This window comes from Pseudomonas sp. zfem005, from assembly GCF_032621735.1.
Taxonomy (GTDB): Bacteria; Pseudomonadota; Gammaproteobacteria; order Pseudomonadales; family Pseudomonadaceae; genus Metapseudomonas; species Metapseudomonas solani.
The window spans coordinates 168330-185513 of record NZ_JAVYJE010000007.1 but is presented as its reverse complement, the minus strand read 5'-3'; the positions used below and the strand labels follow the sequence as shown (position 1 = coordinate 185513).

General features: G+C 68.6%; 12 protein-coding genes. 11 read left to right on the top strand and 1 reads right to left on the bottom strand.

The genetic code is table 11. The features are described from left to right. Positions 1-268 precede the first annotated feature (268 nt). The 3 genes from RTW82_RS17000 to RTW82_RS16990 all read left to right on the top strand — a co-directional run bounded on the left by RTW82_RS17000 (position 269) and on the right by RTW82_RS16990 (position 6185). A complete protein-coding gene (locus RTW82_RS17000) occupies positions 269-2062 on the top strand; it encodes a DUF1302 domain-containing protein (protein ID WP_316925782.1) in 1794 nt (597 codons plus the stop codon). Between the two features lie 19 nt (positions 2063-2081). Next, positions 2082-3449 (top strand): DUF1329 domain-containing protein, encoded by a 1368-nt coding sequence (locus tag RTW82_RS16995; RefSeq protein WP_184487434.1) that lies wholly within the window; start codon positions 2082-2084, stop codon positions 3447-3449. A 186-nt stretch (positions 3450-3635) separates the two neighbouring features. Continuing rightward, on the top strand, positions 3636-6185 hold the full coding sequence (locus RTW82_RS16990) for a LuxR C-terminal-related transcriptional regulator (protein WP_316925781.1): 2550 nt from the start codon (positions 3636-3638) through the stop codon (positions 6183-6185). Positions 6186-6367: 182 nt separating this feature from the next. Here the strand turns inward: RTW82_RS16990 and RTW82_RS16985 are convergent, their stop codons facing one another. After that, positions 6368-7177: a SirB1 family protein gene (locus RTW82_RS16985; RefSeq protein ID WP_316925780.1), complete on the bottom strand. Its 810-nt coding sequence runs from the start codon at positions 7175-7177 to the stop codon at positions 6368-6370. 123 nt (positions 7178-7300) lie between these two features. On the opposite strand from RTW82_RS16985, the gene RTW82_RS16980 reads away from it, so the two are divergent. From RTW82_RS16980 to RTW82_RS16945, 8 genes are all read left to right on the top strand, one after another. Next, positions 7301-8320 carry a Glu/Leu/Phe/Val dehydrogenase family protein gene (locus RTW82_RS16980; protein ID WP_043239942.1) on the top strand — a complete coding sequence of 340 codons (1020 nt, stop codon included), beginning with the start codon at positions 7301-7303 and terminating at the stop codon, positions 8318-8320. A gap of 122 nt (positions 8321-8442) precedes the next feature. Then, positions 8443-9537, top strand: coding sequence for a pyruvate dehydrogenase (acetyl-transferring) E1 component subunit alpha (gene pdhA, locus RTW82_RS16975; RefSeq protein WP_021222024.1), 1095 nt, complete (start codon positions 8443-8445; stop codon positions 9535-9537). Next, positions 9530-10528, top strand: coding sequence for an alpha-ketoacid dehydrogenase subunit beta (locus RTW82_RS16970; RefSeq protein ID WP_021222025.1), 999 nt, complete (start codon positions 9530-9532; stop codon positions 10526-10528). The genes pdhA and RTW82_RS16970 overlap by 8 nt, the downstream gene beginning before the upstream one ends. 18 nt (positions 10529-10546) lie before the next feature. Continuing rightward, positions 10547-11653, top strand: a complete 1107-nt coding sequence (locus RTW82_RS16965) for a dihydrolipoamide acetyltransferase family protein (protein ID WP_316925779.1) — start codon at positions 10547-10549, stop codon at positions 11651-11653. A 175-nt stretch (positions 11654-11828) separates the two neighbouring features. After that, positions 11829-13052 carry a PAS domain-containing protein gene (locus tag RTW82_RS16960; RefSeq protein ID WP_271658958.1) on the top strand — a complete coding sequence of 408 codons (1224 nt, stop codon included), beginning with the start codon at positions 11829-11831 and terminating at the stop codon, positions 13050-13052. 9 nt (positions 13053-13061) lie between these two features. Further along, positions 13062-13436, top strand: a complete 375-nt coding sequence (locus RTW82_RS16955) for a hypothetical protein (protein ID WP_316925778.1) — start codon at positions 13062-13064, stop codon at positions 13434-13436. Between the two features lie 42 nt (positions 13437-13478). Then, complete coding sequence (locus tag RTW82_RS16950) at positions 13479-14504, top strand: ATP-binding SpoIIE family protein phosphatase (protein ID WP_316925777.1); 1026 nt, start codon at positions 13479-13481, stop codon at positions 14502-14504. Continuing rightward, positions 14505-17174, top strand: a complete 2670-nt coding sequence (locus RTW82_RS16945) for a response regulator (protein WP_316925776.1) — start codon at positions 14505-14507, stop codon at positions 17172-17174. Positions 17175-17184 lie beyond the last annotated feature (10 nt).

The following is a 17184-nucleotide window of genomic DNA, read 5'->3' as shown; positions in this document are numbered from 1 at the left end:
TCGTGGTCGGGCTCGGTCATGGTCGTTCGATAGTCGGCAAGTGGCTCAGGATGCCAAAGCCATGGCCCTGAGGGTAGGGGGAGGCGAAGGTTCCATCCATGCTCTCGATGGTGCGCCATAGCGCTGCCGGATAATGGCCCGGCAAGGAGTGTTCCAGAGCATGGATTCACTCTTTCGAGCTACAGGATGAATCCCTCCTTGGTGCGCTTATCGCCTGTGCGGGTGACTGGTTAGGGTGTGCTCCTCCTTCACCAACCAGGAAAGCCGCATGACAAAAACAACAATGCGCGCAGTTTTCCGGCCGCACGCGCTGGCCGCCGCCGTAGCCTTGGGATTTGCCACCCAGGCCCACGCCGTCAACTTCAACATCGGCGAGATCGAAGGGCAGTTCGACTCCTCGCTGTCGGTGGGTGCCAGCTGGTCCATGCGCGGCGCCGACCCGGATCTGGTCAGCACCGTTAATGGCGGCAAGGGCCAGTCGTCCACCGGTGACGATGGCCGCCTCAACTTCAAGAAGGGCGAAACCTTCTCGAAGATCTTCAAGGGCATCCACGACCTCGAACTCAAGTACGGCGACACCGGCGTGTTCGTCCGTGGCAAGTACTGGCACGACTTCGAACTGAAGGACGAGAACCGCCAATTCAAGGACATCAGCGACCACAACCGCAAGGAAGGCTCCAAGTCCTCCGGCGCGCAACTGCTGGACGCCTTCGTCTACCACAACTACAGCATCGCCGACCTGCCGGGTAACGTGCGCGTGGGCAAGCAGGTGGTGAGCTGGGGCGAAAGCACCTTCATCGGCAACAGCATCAACTCGATCAACCCGGTCGACGTCTCCGCCTTCCGCCGCCCCGGCGCGGAGATCAAGGAAGGCCTCATCCCGGTCAACATGTTCTACGTCTCCCAGACCCTGACCGACCAGCTCAGCGTCGAGGCCTTCTACCAGCTGGAATGGGACCAGACGGTCCTGGACAACTGCGGCACCTTCTTCGGTGGTGACGTGGCCTCCGATGGCTGCGAAACCGGCTACACCGTGGGCTCCCCGGCCATCGCGCCGCTGCAGCCTGTGGCGGCTGCCTTCGGCCAGGGCTTCGAGGTCACCTCCGAGGGTGTGATCCTGCCCCGTGGCGGCGACCGTGACGCCCGTGACAGCGGCCAATTCGGCACAGCCCTGCGCTGGCTGGGCGACGAAACCGAATACGCCGCCTACTTCATGAACTACCACAGCCGCACCCCGTTCGTGGGCACCAAGACGGCCAGCGCCGCGACCCTCGCCGCACTGCCCAGCATCATTTCCACCGCCAACGGTATCGTCCCTGGCTCCGGAGCAGGCCTGGCGCAGAGCACCATGCTCGGCAATGGCCAGTACTACCTGGAATACCCCGAGGACATCCAGCTCTACGGCCTGAGCTTCTCCACCACCCTGCCCACCGGCACGGCCTGGAGCGGCGAGATCAGCTACCGCCCGAACGCCCCGGTCCAGCTCAACACCAATGACGTGACCCTGGCCCTGGTCAACCCGATCGCCGGCGGCACCGCCTCGCCGATCGCCACTGCGCCGGGCGCCGACAACACCGGCTACAAGCGCAAGGAAATCACCCAGGTACAGACCACCCTGACCCACTTCATCGACCAGGTACTGGGCGCCGAGCGCCTGACCCTGGTGGGCGAAGTCGGCGTGGTGCACGTCGGTGGCCTGGAGAACGCCCGCGAGCTGCGCTACGGCCGCGACTCGGTGTATGGCGCCTACGGCTTCGGCGGCGACACCCATGGCTTCGTCACCAGCACCTCCTGGGGCTACCGCACCCGCGCCATCCTCGACTACAGCAACGTCATCGCCGGCATCAACCTGAAGCCGAACGTGGCCTGGTCCCATGACGTCGACGGCTACGGCCCCAACGGTCTGTTCAACGAGGGTGCCAAGGCGCTCAGCATCGGTGTCGATGCCGACTACCAGAACACCTACACCGCCAGCCTCAGCTACACGGACTTCTTCGGTGGCAAGTACAACACCCTGGTCGACCGCGATTTCCTTGCCGTCAGCTTCGGCATGAACTTCTGAGTGAACAGAGAACATGACTATGCGTAAGACGATCCTGCACAGCACCGCCCTGGTTCTCAGCCTGCTCGCCGCCAACGTGATGGCTGCCGTGTCCGCTGATGAAGCCGCCAAGCTCGGCACCAGCCTCACCCCGCTGGGTGCGGAGAAGGCCGGCAACGCCGACGGCAGCATTCCCGAGTGGACCGGCGGCATCGGCAAGGACGCCGGCGCGGTGGACGCCAAGGGCTTCCTCGCCGACCCCTTCGCCAGCGAGAAACCGCTGTTCACCATCACCGCGGCCAACGTCGACCAGTACAAGGACAAGCTGTCCGACGGTCAGGTGGCGATGTTCAAACGCTACCCCGAGACCTACAAGATCCCGGTGTACCCGACCCACCGCACCGTCGCCGTGCCTGCCGCGGTCAACGAGGCAGCGAAGAAAAGCGCCGTCACCGTACAGCCGATCAACGACGGCAACGGCCTGGCCAACTTCGCCGACAGCCGCTACTACGCCTTCCCGATTCCGAAGAACGGCGTGGAAGTGATCTGGAACCACGTCACCCGCTACCGTGGCGGCAACCTGCGCCGGATCATCACCCAGGCCACCCCCCAGGTGAACGGCTCCTACACGCCGATCCGCTTCGAGGAAGAAGTGGCCGTGCCCCAGGAGATGCCGGACCTGCCGGCGGGCAAGGGTGAAAACGTGCTGCTGTTCTTCAAGCAGCAGGTGACCGCGCCCTCGCGCCTGGCCGGTAACGTCCTGCTGGTGCACGAAACCCTGGACCAGGTGAAGGAGCCGCGCCTGGCGTGGATCTACAACGCCGGCCAGCGCCGCGTGCGCCGTGCGCCCCAGGTCGCCTATGACGGCCCGGGTACCGCCTCCGACGGCCTGCGTACCTCCGACAACTTCGACATGTTCTCCGGCGCCCCGGATCGTTACGACTGGAAGCTGGTGGGCAAGAAGGAGATGTACATCCCCTACAACAGCTACAAGCTGGACTCGCCCTCGCTCAAGTACGACGACGTGATCAAGGCCGGCCACATCAACCAGGACCTGACCCGTTACGAGCTGCACCGCGTCTGGGAAGTGGTCGCCACCGTGAAGAGCGGCGAGCGCCACATCTACGCCAAGCGCCACATGTACATCGACGAAGACAGCTGGCAGGTAGCCCTGGTGGACCATTACGACGGTCGCGGCCAACTGTGGCGCGTCGCCGAGGGCCACGCCCAGTTCTATTACAACCAGCAGGTTCCGGCCTACACCCTGGAAGCCCTGTACGACATCATCGCCGGCCGCTACCTGGCCCTGGGCATGAAGAACGAAGAGAAGCACAGCTTCGAGTTCGGCTTCGTCGGCAAGGCTGCGGACTACACCCCCGCCGCGCTGCGTAACGCCGGCGTCCGTTGATGTCCCGCGCGCACAGGGACGTGCGCGCCCCCATCTTGTGATTGCGACGCTCCCACATTCGAGGCGGCCATTGGCCGCCTTTTTTATGGGCTTGGATCATTGCCCTGAATGATCCTTCAAGAGGCCCGGGCCAGAGACCTAGGCTGGCGCCCTGAGCAGCCGAACAAGAACAATGAGGCGTGCCGCATGTCCGCCATGACCCGTTTCGATTCCCACGCCTACCTGCCGCGCCTGCCCGCGCTGCATGTGGAGCGCCCCCGCCTGAGCGGCCCCCTGGTCAGCTCCACGGCGCGCCTGCGCTTGCTCTGCGCGCCCGCTGGCAGCGGCAAGAGCGTGCTGCTGATGGAGTGCGTGCAGCGTTGCCCCGCCGACTACTCGGTGCACTGGCTGCCCCTGGGTGGCGTCACCCTCTCGCCCGCCGGCTTCTGTGCGGGCCTGGCCGCGGTGATGGGGCTGGAGGAGGCCGACGAGGCCAGCGTGCAGCGCGCCTTGGCGCAATGGGCGATGCCCGGCTGGATCATCCTCGACGACTACTGCCGGCAGCCCAACCCCGAGCTGGACGCCTGCCTCGACCGCCTGCTGTCCACCAGCAGCCCCGCGCTGCAGTGGTGGATCAGCGGCCGACGGCGCCCGGCTTGCAACCTGCCCCGGCTGCTAATCGACGGCGAACTGCTGGAGATGGACGCCGCCCAGCTCACCCTTGAAACCGACGAGCTCGCCCGCCTGCTCGAGCTGTCGCGCCACGGCTGGCCCCACGATGCCCCCTCGCGCCTGCTGGAAAGCACCGGTGGCTGGTGCGCCGGCGTGCGCATGGCGCTGCTGGAACCGGTGGACTGGGGCTTCGCCGACCCGCTGCAGCGCGGCGGCCACTCCGCCACCCTGGCGGCCTACCTCGATCACGAACTCTTCGCCGGCCTCGGCCCCGAGCAGGCCGAAGCCTGGCTCGCCCTGGCGCACCTGCCGCGCTTCAACGCGGCGCTTTGCGAATACCTGTTCGGCCCCGGCGAAGGCGCCCGGCTGCTGCGCGAGCTGGATGCCCTGGGCAGCTTCATCGAGCCCCTGGGGGATGCCCCCGGCTGGTTCCGCGTCTTCGCGCCGCTGGCGGTGCAGATGCGCCACCGCGATGCCCACTCCGGGCGTGGCTGGCACCTGCGCGCCTGCCAATGGTTCGCCGCCGAAGGCGACTGGCAGGCCGCCGCCGAACACGCCCTGGAAGCCGAGCAGCCCGAAGCGGCCGTGAGCCTGTTGCAGCACTTCGGCGTGCAGCACCTGTTCCAGGGGCGCAACGTCGCCCTGTTGCTGCGCCTGCATCAGGAAGTGGAAGAAAGCCTGCTGCTGGTCTCCCCGCATTCCCTGCGCCTGCTCGCCGGTGCGCTGCTGTTCTCCGGCAAGCTCGATGAGGCCGCGCGCTGCATCGCCGAGCAGGGCCGCTTCCTGCCCCAGCCCGATGCCGAGCGCCAGCGTGACCTGGTGTCCTACTGGCAGGCCCAGTACGGCCTGCTCGCCCACCTCCAGGGCGACGGCCCCGGTGCCCGCCTGCACTTGGGCGAGGCCCTGGCGACCCTGGCCGACGACGCCTGGGAACAGAAGCTGATCTGCTACTCCGGCCTCACCCAGCAGGCGCTGCTGGCCGGTGATCTCGACGCCGCCCAGGAGCTGAGCCGCGAGGCCCTGCAACTGGCGCGCAGCCACGGCAGCCTGCTGCTGGAAGCCTTCCTCGAGCTCGATCACGCGCAACTGCTGGAGCATCGCGGCGCCCTGTTGCGGGCCGATGCGGTGCTGGAGCGCGCCCAGGAGTTCCTCATGGGGCAGGGCCGCAACGCCAGCCCGCTGCTGGGCCGGCTGGCCCTGCGCCGTGGCCGCCTGGCCCTGCGTCAGGGGCGGGACGAGGAAGCCCGCAAGCACTACCAGTACGGGCTGCAGGAAGCGCGCAACTGTGGCGACTACCGCGCCCTGTTCGGCTACCTCGGCCTGGCCACGCTTGACGCCAACCGCCGCGAATTCGACCGCGCCTTCGATCGCCTGCGTGAAGCCGAACGGCTGATGCAGATGCGCCATATCCCCGAGCGGGTCTACCGCGCCGTGCTCCTGCAGGTCAGCAGCAGCCTGCTGCTCATGCAGGGCCGCGCCGGCCAGGCGCGCCATGCCCTGTTGCGGGTGCTGCGGCACTTCCGGGGCGAGCACGCGGTGCAGGCGCCCCCGGCGACCCTCGACCTGATCCCGCGCATCGAATGGCAACTGGCCCTGGCCGAGCTCTACGAGGGCGAAGCCTTCAACGCCCGCCAGCGCCTGCTGGGCCAGCTGCACAAGGCCCGGGAAAACGGCATGCACGCCCTGGAAGTGGAAATCCACCTGGCCCTGGCCGAGGCGGAGTACCTAGGCGGCGACCTGGAGCAGGCTGCCACCACCCTGCGCGACGGCCTCACCCTGGCCGAGCAGTTCAACCTGCACCAGCCCCTGCGCGAACTGCAGCTGCGCCAGCCGGCCATGCTCAAGGCGCTGGACATGGACCCGGGCGAGGAGCCCGAAGACGGCATCGTCGGTGGCCCGCTGAGCCAGCGCGAACTGGAAGTGCTCGGGCTCATCGCCCAGGGCAGCTCCAACCAGGAAATCGCCGAGCGCCTGTTCATCTCCCTGCACACGGTCAAGACCCACGCCCGGCGCATCAACGGCAAGCTCGGCGTCAAGCGCCGCACCCAGGCCGTCGCCCACGCCAAGGCGCTGGGCCTGATGTAGGCCGGGAACGCGTGGTCGTTGGGTGGGGGAGTGAAATGCCTTGCCGTGTAACGATGGGTTTCGTGGGGCTCTACCCATCCTACGCAGCGGTCGCGTTCACTCGGCGGTTCGGGGTCGTTCCTGCAGTTCGTAGGATGGTGTAGAGCGAAGCGAAACCCATCACCACGGAGCGACAGGCCCACTCAATGCAACGCCGGCGTCGCCTCGTGGCCGAGCTGTTCCAGGCGCTGGGTCAGCAGCAGGCGCTGGGCCGTGTCTTCGCAGAGCAGCAGGGCGCGCTGCAGGTCGAAGCGTTCGGCCTGGGGGCATTCCAGCTGCTTGTAGATATCGGCGCGGGCCAGGTGGTCCACCAGGTTGGCAACGCCCAGTTCCAGCACCCGCTCGGCGTCCTTCAAGGCTTCCAGCGGCTTTTCCGCCTGCAGGTGCAGCTGGCGCAGGTTGCGTGACAGCCGCTGCAACTGCTCGCGGGCGTCGCACTGGCGCAGGTGCGAAGCCTGCAGCTCGGCCTTGGGGCCGAGGGTGCGCAGCAGCAGGTCGCGGCAGTCGCGGGTATAGAGGCGGCGACCGCCGCAAGGGTCCAGCAGGTGATCGGCACCGGGTACGCGCAGCAGGAAGTGCCCGGGGAAGTTCACCCCCACCAGTGGAATATCCAGGCGTGCGGCCAGCTCCAAGGCCAGCAGCGCGAGGGACAACGGCTGCCCGCGGCGGCGCAGCAGCACCTGGTCCAGCAGCGCGGCACGGGGGCGCAGCGGTTGGTCGTCGTCCTCGTTGAAGTCCAGCTCGCTCAGGCGGCGCAACAGCGGTTGTGCCAGCTCGATGGCCGGCAATTGCGGCAAGCCCGCCGCCACCTGCTGGGTGAGGCTCGCCACATCCCGCAGCACCGTTGCCGGGTTCACCGTCGGGTCATGCTCGGCGGCAACCCATAGCGCCGCTTCCAGGGGGGCGGGCGGGTCGGTTTCGAGGCAGGCGAGGCAACGTTGGCGAGGGTTCATGGCGCATCTCCGGTTCGCCCCACGGTTGTAGCTGGCGGCCGGATTTTCGTCCAGTGGGCGGGCGGCGACCCGGTGCCGCGCCCGCCGCCTATACTGGCTCCTAACCTCACCAAGGGGCTCGCCATGTTCAACATGATGGAGACCGCGCGGCTCGAAGCGCTGCATCTCGCCCAGGACCCGGTCACCGGGCTCAAGGCCGTGATCGCGATCCACGACACCCGGTTCGGCCCGGCCCTCGGCGGCTGCCGCTACCTCGCCTACCCCAATGAAGAAAGCGCCATCCGCGATGCCGTGCGCCTGGCCCAGGGCATGAGCTACAAGGCCGCGCTCGCCGGCCTCGAACAGGGGGGCGGCAAGGCGGTGATCATGCGCCCTGCCCATGTGGATAACCGCGCCGCGCTGTTCGAGGCCTTCGGCCGCATGATCGAGTCCCTCGGTGGGCGTTACGTCACCGCCGTCGACAGCGGCACCTCCAGCGCCGACATGGATTGCATCGCCCAGCACACCCGCCATGTCACCAGCACGAGCTCCGCCGGCGACCCCTCGCCGCACACCGCCATGGGCGTGTTCGCCGGCATCCGCGCCAGCGCCCAGGCGCGCCTCGGCAGCGATGACCTCGAAGGCTTGCGTGTGGCCATCCAGGGCCTCGGCAATGTCGGCTACGCCCTGGCCGAGCAACTGGTGGCGGCCGGCGCCGAACTGCTGGTCAGCGACCTCGACCCCGGCCGCGTGCAGCTCGCCGTGGAGCAGCTCGGCGCCCAGCCGGTGGCCAGCGAAGCACTGCTCACCACGCCTTGCGACATCCTCGCGCCCTGCGGCCTCGGCGGCGTGCTCAACCCGCAGACCATCCCCCAGCTGCGTTGCGCGGCGGTGGCCGGTGCCGCGAACAACCAGCTGGCCAGCGCCGACAGCGCCGACGGGTTGGAGGCCCGCGGCATCCTCTATGCCCCCGACTACGTGATCAACTCCGGCGGGCTGATCTATGTCGCCCTCAAGCACAAGGGCGACGAGCTGCCCGCCATCACCGCGCACCTGTCGCGCATTGGTCAGCGCCTGACCGAAATCTACGCCCACGCCCAGGCCGACAAGCGCTCACCCGCGCGCGTTGCCGATGCCCTGGCGGAGCGCCTGCTCTACCGTTGAGCAGGGCCTCCCGCGCCTGTCGCGGGAGCCGGGACCAGGGCCGTGATCCGGCCCACCGTCCCACCATGCGGCGCCACGAACGCCGCCACCCTTGAAGCACCCACGAGGTGAGGAGGAGTGACATGCACAACCCCAGGATCGACATCCCCTACACGCGCCACCTGGACCCCGAAGGGCGCCTGCTCGGCGAGCTGCCCGCCTGGGCCGACGACTTCAACCTGCTGACCCGGCTCTACCGGCAGATGGTCCTGACCCGCCTGTTCGACCAGAAGGCCGTGGCCCTGCAACGCACCGGCCGCATCGGCACCTATGCGCCCACCCTCGGGCAGGAGGCGATCGGCGTCGCCATCGGCAGCCTCATGGGCGCCGAAGACGTGCTGGTGCCCTATTACCGCGACACCGCCGTGCAGCTCATGCGTGGCGTACGCATGGAGGAAATCCTCCTTTACTGGGGCGGCGATGAACGCGGCAGCGCCTACGCCGATCCGGCCGTGGCGCAGGACTTTCCCCTCTGCGTGCCCATCGCCACCCAGGCCCTGCATGCCTGCGGGGTGGCCACCGCGTTCAAGATCCGTGGCGAACACCGCGTCGCCGTCACCACCTGCGGCGATGGCGCCACCAGCAAGGGCGACTTCCTCGAAGCGCTCAACGTCGCCGGCGCCTGGCAGCTGCCCATGGTCTTCGTGGTCAACAACAACCAATGGGCCATCTCGGTGCCGCGCAGCATCCAGTGCGGCGCCGCCACCCTGGCGCAGAAGGCCATCGGCGCCGGCTTCCCCGGCGAGCAGGTGGACGGCAACGACATGCTCGCCGTCTACGACCGCATGCGGGCGGCCCTGGACCGTGCCCGCCACGGCAAGGGCCCGGTGCTGCTGGAGTGCATCAGTTACCGCCTGGGCGACCACACCACCGCCGACGACGCCACACGCTACCGCAGCGCCGACGAGGTGAAGAAGGCCTGGCAGGAGGAACCCATCAAGCGCCTGCAGGCCTACCTCGCCGCCAACGCGGTATGGGACGAGGGCCGCGAGCAGGCGCTCATCGCCGAGTGCCAGAAGGAGGTCCAGGCCGCAGTGGAGCGCTTCGAGTCGGCCGGCACCCAGCCGGTGGAATCCATCATCGACCAGGTCTACGCCCGCTGGCCGGCGGCCCTGGCCGAGCAACGCGAAATGCTCCTCGAGCGCGCCGCCCGTCGCGAGGTGAACCGCCATGAATAAGCCCGAAGTGATCGAGAAGCGCGCCCTGCTCGAAGCGGTCAACCTGGCCCTGCACCGCGCCATGGAGGAAGACCACAACGTCGTGGTGCTGGGCGAGGACGTCGGCGTCAACGGCGGCGTGTTCCGCGCCACCCTCGGTTTGCGCGAGGCCTTCGGCTTCAAGCGGGTGATCGACACGCCGCTGGCGGAAACCATGATCGCCGGGCTCTGCGTCGGCATGGCCGCCCAGGGCCTCAAGCCGGTGATGGAAATCCAGTTCCTCGGCTTCATCTACGCCGCCATGGAGCACCTGGTGTCCCACGCCAGCCGCATGCGCAACCGCACCCGTGGGCGCCTCGGCTGCTCCATGGTGCTGCGCAGCCCCATGGGCGCCGGCATCCGCGCGCCGGAGCACCACAGCGAAAGCACCGAGGCGATCTTCGCCCAGATACCCGGTGTGCGGGTGGTCATCCCCTCATCGCCGGCCCGCGCCTACGGCCTGCTGCTGGCGGCCATCGACGACCCGGACCCGGTGGTCTTCCTCGAACCCACGCGGCTCTACCGGATGAACCCGCAACCCCTGGTGGACGACGGCCAGCGCCTGCCCCTGGACAGCTGCTTCACCCTGCGCGAGGGCGCCGACATCACCCTGGTCAGCTGGGGCGCCAGCGTCCACGAAACCCTGCAGGCCGCCCAGCGCCTGGAAGAGCAGGGCATCAGCGCCGAGGTGATCGACGTCGCCTGCATCAAGCCGCTGGACCTCGACACCCTCGAAGCCTCGGTGCGCAAGACCGGGCGCTGCGTCATCGTCCACGAGGCGCCGCGCTCCTGCGGGGTGGGGGCTGAGATCGCCGCCAGCCTCTACGAGCGCGCGCTGCTCGACCTGCAGGCGCCCATCCAGCGCGTCACCGCGCCGGACATCCCGCCGCCCCTGTACCGCCTGGAGCAGCTCTACATCCCCAGCCCCGAGGACATCCTCGCGGCCTGCGAACTGGTGCTGGACTACGCCTGACGAGCCGAGGAGACGACCATGAAACACTTCAAACTGCCCGACCTTGGCGAAGGCCTGCAGGAGGCCGAAATCGTCGAGTGGCACATCAAGGCCGGCGACACCGTGCACGCCGACCAGATCGTGGTCTCGGTGGAAACCGCCAAGGCCCTGGTGGACATCCCCGCCCCCTACGACGGCCTGGTGGCCAAGCTGTTCGGCCGCGAAGGCGACATCCTCCATGTCGGCGAACCGCTGCTGGCCTACGACGGCGAAGACAGCGACGCCGGCACCGTGGTCGGGCGCCTGGAAGGCGGTGGTGATGCCCGCGCCGATGCCTTCTTCGTCGGCGCCGCTCCCTCCACCCGTGAGCACCTCGCCCCCCGCGCCACCCCGGCGGTGCGCCAGCTGGCCCAGCGGCTCGGCGTCGAACTGGCCGGCCTGCAGGGCAGCGGTGCCGAAGGCCTGGTGACCCGCGCCGATGTCGAGGCGGCGGCGCAGAGTGCCCGCGACCGCTTCGGCGGCGAACGCCTGCGCGGGGTGCGCCGCAGCATGGCGATCAACATGGCCCGCTCCCACGCCGAAGTGGTGCCGGTAACGATCTACGGCGACGCCGACCTGCACCGCTGGGAACGGGCGCGTGACCCGCTGATCCGCCTCGGCAAGGCCATCGCCGCCGCCTGCGAGGTGGAGCCCATCCTCAACAGCTGGTTCGATGGCCGCGTGCTCTCCATCCGCCGGCACGACAAACTCGATCTCGGCATCGCCGTCGACACGCCGGACGGGCTCTTCGTCCCGGTGCTGCGGAATGTCGGCGGGCGTAGCGCCGAAGACCTCAAGCAAGGCATGGCGCGGCTGCGCGCCGACGTGCAGGCGCGCTCGATTCCGCCGCAGGAAATGATGGGCGCGACCCTCACCCTGTCCAACTTCGGCACCCTGTTCGGCCGCTACGCCAACCCGGTGGTGGTGCCGCCCCAGGTGGCGATCATCGGCGCCGGCGGCATCCGCGACGAAGTGGTGGCCTGGGACGGCAAGCCCGCAGTGCACCCGATCCTGCCGCTGTCGCTCACCTTCGACCACCGTGCCGTCACCGGCGGCGAAGCCGCGCGCTTCCTCAAGGCCCTGGTGGTGGCGCTGGAGCAACCCTGACCCATCGCGCCCCAGGGATGGGGCGCCCGAGCACCGCATGCCCCCGGTTCGGGGCCCGTTCCGTCGCCCCCGGCGAAGCGCTTGTCGATCGTTGGGCACTGCCCCCTCGCAATCCGCGCCGCTGGGCTATAACTCCTGTAGCCCTGAGTCAACACCTCTTCCTGTCGGAGAGACCATGGACGTTCAAGCTTCCTCTGATCAGTTCGACTCTGCTTCTGCTTTTGCCTTTGCTCAGGCCCAGTTGGGCGCCGTCGATCAGGTGATGACCCGGTTGGAGGTCTCCCCTGACGGTCGGATACTGGACGCCAATCCACACTTCCTCCGTATCACGGGGTACGACCTGGCCGACCTCCGCGGTCAGTCCCATCGCATCCTGCTTCCTCCTGACGAGAGCCACTCCCCGGCCTACGAGGCGCTCTGGGAAAACCTGCGCAACGGCCAGGCCTGGGAAGGGGAGCTTCACTACCGCGACAGCCAGGGGCGCGACGTCTGGCTGCGTGGCGGCTGTTGCCCGTTGCGCGACGCTGAGGGTCGCACCCAGCGCATCCTCGAGTACGCCATCGACCTGACCGAGAAGAAGCAGGCCACCGCCAACTTCGAAGGCCAGATCGATGCCCTGAGCCGTGTGATGGGCAAGGTCGAGTTCGCCCTGGACGGCACCATCCTCGACGCCAACCCGCGCTTCCTGGAGACCGTCGGCTACCAGCTGGAGGAGCTGAAGGGCCAGCACCACCGCCTCCTGGTGGACCCGGACTACGCCCAGTCGGCGGACTATCGCGCCTTCTGGGACACCCTGCGGCGCGGCGAATACCTGGCCGGCGAGTTCTGCCGGGTGGCCAAGGATGGGCACGAGGTCTGGATCCAGGGCTCCTACAACCCGGTGCTGGACCTGGACCGCAAGCCCTGCAAGATCGTCAAGTTCGCCACCGACATCACCGCCCAGGTCGAGCAGAACCGCCGCCTCAAGCAGGCGATGGAGGAGGCCGAGGAAGCCGCCCGGGTACGCGAGGAGCTGCACCAGTCGCTGCAGGAGATGTCCACTCCGGTCACCCCCATCTGGGACGGCATCCTCTTGCTGCCGCTGGTGGGCATCATCGACTCCATGCGCACCGCCGACGTGATGAACAAGTCGCTGACCAAGATCGCCGAGACCCGCGCCCGGGTCTTCGTGCTGGACATCGCCGGGGTCGCCACGGTGGACACCGGCGTCGCCAACCAGCTGATCAAGATCACCAAGGCCACCCAGTTCATGGGCTGCGAGGCAATCATCTCCGGGGTGTCCCCGGCCATCGCCCGGACCATGGTGGAGCTGGGCGTCTCGGTGGGCGACATCCGCACTACCGCCACCCTGCGCGACGCCTTCGAGATCGCCCTCAAGCGAGTCGGGTCCGCGCTCTAGGAGGCGGTCATGGAGCTGGAAAGCAACGACCTGGGCATCGCCGACGTCGCCGATTGCATCGTCGTCAGCATGCGCCCGGACCTGGGCGACGAGGGCATGCAGCGCTTCATGCAGGTGCTGTCGCAACGCCTGCTCTCGGGGCGCCCGCATGCCGTGCTGCTGGATTTCTCTGCGGTCACGCTGCTCGACCATCACGAGTTCAAGGAAGTGCGCAAGGTGGCGGACGTATGCCGCCTGCTTGGCGCGAACTGCCTGCTGGTCGGCCTGAATCCAGGGATCGCTGCCTTCCTCGCACTGGCCGATGCCGACCCCGGCCCGTTGCGCTGCTTCATCGACATGGACGACGCCCTGGCCCACGTGCGCCACTGCAAGGGAGCGGCCTAGGCCATGGCCGGGGAACGGGTCGCCAGGGAGGTTCGGTACCCGTTGCGCCATGACGTGGACCTGCACCTGGCAGTGATGTCGGTGCGCCGGCTGCCCTTCCTAGCCGGCCTGTCCGAGGTGGACCGCGCGATGCTCTCCACCGTGGTATCCGAGCTGGGCAGCAACATCCTCAAGTACGCGGTGAAGGGCGAGGTGACGCTAGCCCTCAACCAGGCCGAGGGGCGTCCCTGCATCGACATCGTCGCCCGTGACCAGGGCCCGGGCATCGCCGATGTGGAGCAGGCCGTGCAGGACCACTACAGCACCTCGGGCACCCTGGGGCTGGGGCTGCCCGGCGTGCGCCGGATGATGTCCGAACTGTCCATCACCCTGCCGCCGGAGGGCGGCACGCATGTACTGGCGCGCAAGTGGCTGGGGCCGGCCCCGAATACCGCACGCCTCTCCCTGCCGCTGCCGGGAGCGGGGCGGGCGCGCCTGCACCTGGAATGGGCCAGCGAGAACCGCCCCTGCCACCCGGAGCGCGTTTCCGGTGACCTGGCCTTTACGCGGGCAGGGCCGGACGGGGTGTCGCTGGTGCTGATCGACGTCAGCGGCCATGGCGCCTCGGCCCACCAACTGGCCCGAGCCCTCGAGGCGGTCCTGCAGCAGACCCCGGAGCAGGAACCCACCCGCCTGCTGCAGGTATTGCACCATCACTGCATCGGCACCCGGGGGGCGGCGGCCGGCGTGGCGTTGGTCAACGGCGAGCGCGGCGAGCTGAGCTATGCCGGCATCGGCAACACCCGCATCTGCCTGCGCGGTCGCGAGGCCTGGCGTGGTGTCTCCCGCGACGGCGTGCTCGGCGAGCGCTATCCCACGCCCTTGCTGCAACGCCAGCCAATTGATTCCGGGGATGTCGTGATGCTGTATTCCGACGGGATCAGCGAGACGCTGAACCTGCGCGACGGGCTGCTCGACCTGGCCGCCGATCCCGCAGTCCTGGCTCGCCAGGTGATCACCCACAGCGGGCGCAGCACCGACGATGCGAGTTGCATCGTGCTGCGCGTGCTGGCAGGCGAGGGCGTTTAGATGCGGCACGTGGTCGGCGACATCACCCTCAACGGCCCGAGCGCCGCGTTGGCGGCCCGGCGCAAGGTCGCGCAGGTGCTCGCCTGCATCGACCCGTCCCCCGCCTTCATGGCGCCGCTGGCGAGCACCACCTCCGAACTGGTGCGCCAGTTGGCGGCCACCGTGCCCGCCCTGCACCTGCAGCTTTGGCTGGACGACAGGACCCAGGAGGTGGGGCTTTGCCTGTCGGCGGACCAGCCGCTGCAGCACAGGCTGTCCAGGGCCTTGCAGGGCGGCGTTCGCCTGCTCGTCCTGGCGGAGGGGAGCCTCGTCCTGTCCTGCCTGTTGCCGCGCTGGCCCGATACCGAGTTGCAGCAGCGCATGCGCCAGCAGTTCGCCGAGCCTTCCCGTGACGAACTCTTCGCCCTGATGCAGGCCAAGAATCAGGAGCTGGAACAGGCCTATGTCCTGGCGGAAAGCGCCACCCGGGCCAAGAGCGATTTCCTCGCCAACATGAGCCACGAGATCCGCACGCCGATGAACGCCATCCTCGGCATGGCCCACCTCGCCCTGCAGGGCCCCCTCGACCCGCAGCAGTTCGACTACCTCAGCAAGATCCAGCGCTCGGCCCAGCACCTGCTGGGGATCATCAACGACATCCTCGACTTCTCGAAGATCGAGGCCGGCAAGCTGGACCTGGAGCGGATCGAGTTCGACCTCGACCACGTGCTGGAGAACCTCGCCACCCTGGTGGGGGAGAAGGCCGAAGCCAAAGGCATCGAACTGCTGTTCGAAATCGACCACCGGCTGGACACGCTGCTGCTCGGCGATCCGCTGCGCCTGGGCCAGATCCTGATCAACTACGCCAACAACGCGGTCAAGTTCACCGAGCAGGGCGAGATTCTGGTCAAGGTCAGCTGCCTGGAGACCTGGCCGGAGGAGGTCCTGCTGCACGTCTCCGTGCAGGACAGCGGAATCGGCATGAGCCCGGAGCAGCAGCAGCGGCTGTTCCAGTCCTTCCAGCAGGCCGACACCTCCACTACTCGCAAATACGGCGGCACCGGGCTGGGCCTGGCCATCTCGCGCCGCCTGGCGGAACTGATGGGGGGCGAGGTGGGCGTGCACAGCGAGCCGGGCCAGGGCAGCACCTTCTGGTTCACCGCGAGGCTGGGCCGGGGGCGGCGCCGCGCCCGCTACCTGCCCAGCCTGGACCTGCGCGGCCGGCGCATGCTGGTGGTTGACGACAGCCCCAGCGCGCGCAACATCCTCGCCACCCTGCTCGCCAGCATGACCTTTGCCGTGGACACGGCCGAATCGGGCCAGCAGGCGTTGCAGATGATCGCCGACGCCGAGCAGGACGGGCGCCCCTACGACGTGGTACTGCTGGACTGGCACATGCCGGGGCTCGATGGCATCGAGACCGGGCGCCGGCTGATCGCGCGCGGCATGACCAGCCGGCCCCGTCGCATCATGGTCACCGGCTACGGCCGCGAACAGGTGCTCCGCGAGGCCGAAGGCGCCGGGTTCGACCGGGTGCTGGTCAAGCCGGTGTGCGCCTCCGTGCTGTTCGACACCCTCATCGGCCTGTTCGGCCAGCAGGTGACCTCACTGCCCCCGCGCACCGCCGCCCCGTCCGTGCCCCAGCGTTTCGACGGCGCGAGGATTCTCCTGGCCGAGGACAACGAGCTGAACCAGCAGGTCGCCAAGGGGCTGCTGCGACTGGTCGGCGCCGAGGTCGTGGTAGCCGAGAACGGAGCCATTGCGGTGGAAATGGCCGCCCAGGTGCCCGTCGACCTGATCCTCATGGATATGCAGATGCCGGTGATGGACGGGCTGGTTGCGACCCGTTGCCTGCGCGAGCGTGAGCAGGGCGGGGCGCGCATTCCGATCCTGGCGATGACGGCCAATGCCATGGCCGGTGACCGCGAGCGCTGCCTGGAGGCCGGCATGGACGACCACATCGCCAAGCCCATCGACCCCGAGAAACTCTATGCCGCCCTGCTGCGCTGGCTACCCGCCTTCGCCCTCCAGGCCGAGGCGCCGAATGAGCCGCCGCTCCCGGAACCGGCCTCGCCGGAGCATTGGCTGGAACCGCTGCATGCACTGGGCCTGAGCGCCGAGGCGGCGCTGCAGCGCCTGATGCACAACTGGCAGTGGTACGAGGACCTGCTGCGCAGCTTCGCCCGCCAGGGCAGCCAGCCCATGCAGAACCTGGTCGCCGCCCTGCGGGCTGGCCAGCGGGAGGAGGCGCACCGTCACGCCCACACCCTCAAGGGCATCGCCGCCACCCTGGGGGCCGAATCGCTGCGGGAACTCTCGGCCCGGCTCGAAGGCGCCCTGGCCGGGCAGGATGACCTCGACGGCCTGCTGGCGCTGGCCGAGGAGGGCGCGCAGTTGCAGCAGCGTCTGGCCGAGGGCTTGCGAGCGCTCCTGCCGGCGGAGGACGCCGCCCCGTCCGGACAGAAAGCCCCCGACATGCCCGGCCTGCTGGCCCGGCTGATGGCCCTGCTGGCCGATGACGACGCCGATGCCCTGGCCCTGTTCCAGCAGCATCGGCAGCCGCTGGCCGAGGCGCTGGGCGGCGCTGCGCCGCCGATGGCGGAGGCCATGACGCAGTTCCGATTCACCGATGCCCTGGCGTATCTACACGAACTCCGGACCGCACGGCCCGATCTGTTCAATATGGAGTGAGGTCACCCTC

Coding starts and splice junctions, on each gene's coding strand:
- RTW82_RS17000 (WP_316925782.1), top strand. CDS start 269: ATGACAAAAACAACAATGCGCGCAGTTTTCCGGCCGCACGCGCTGGCC.
- RTW82_RS16995 (WP_184487434.1), top strand. CDS start 2,082: ATGCGTAAGACGATCCTGCACAGCACCGCCCTGGTTCTCAGCCTGCTC.
- RTW82_RS16990 (WP_316925781.1), top strand. CDS start 3,636: ATGTCCGCCATGACCCGTTTCGATTCCCACGCCTACCTGCCGCGCCTG.
- RTW82_RS16985 (WP_316925780.1), bottom strand. CDS start 7,177: ATGAACCCTCGCCAACGTTGCCTCGCCTGCCTCGAAACCGACCCGCCC.
- RTW82_RS16980 (WP_043239942.1), top strand. CDS start 7,301: ATGTTCAACATGATGGAGACCGCGCGGCTCGAAGCGCTGCATCTCGCC.
- pdhA (WP_021222024.1), top strand. CDS start 8,443: ATGCACAACCCCAGGATCGACATCCCCTACACGCGCCACCTGGACCCC.
- RTW82_RS16970 (WP_021222025.1), top strand. CDS start 9,530: ATGAATAAGCCCGAAGTGATCGAGAAGCGCGCCCTGCTCGAAGCGGTC.
- RTW82_RS16965 (WP_316925779.1), top strand. CDS start 10,547: ATGAAACACTTCAAACTGCCCGACCTTGGCGAAGGCCTGCAGGAGGCC.
- RTW82_RS16960 (WP_271658958.1), top strand. CDS start 11,829: ATGGACGTTCAAGCTTCCTCTGATCAGTTCGACTCTGCTTCTGCTTTT.
- RTW82_RS16955 (WP_316925778.1), top strand. CDS start 13,062: ATGGAGCTGGAAAGCAACGACCTGGGCATCGCCGACGTCGCCGATTGC.
- RTW82_RS16945 (WP_316925776.1), top strand. CDS start 14,505: ATGCGGCACGTGGTCGGCGACATCACCCTCAACGGCCCGAGCGCCGCG.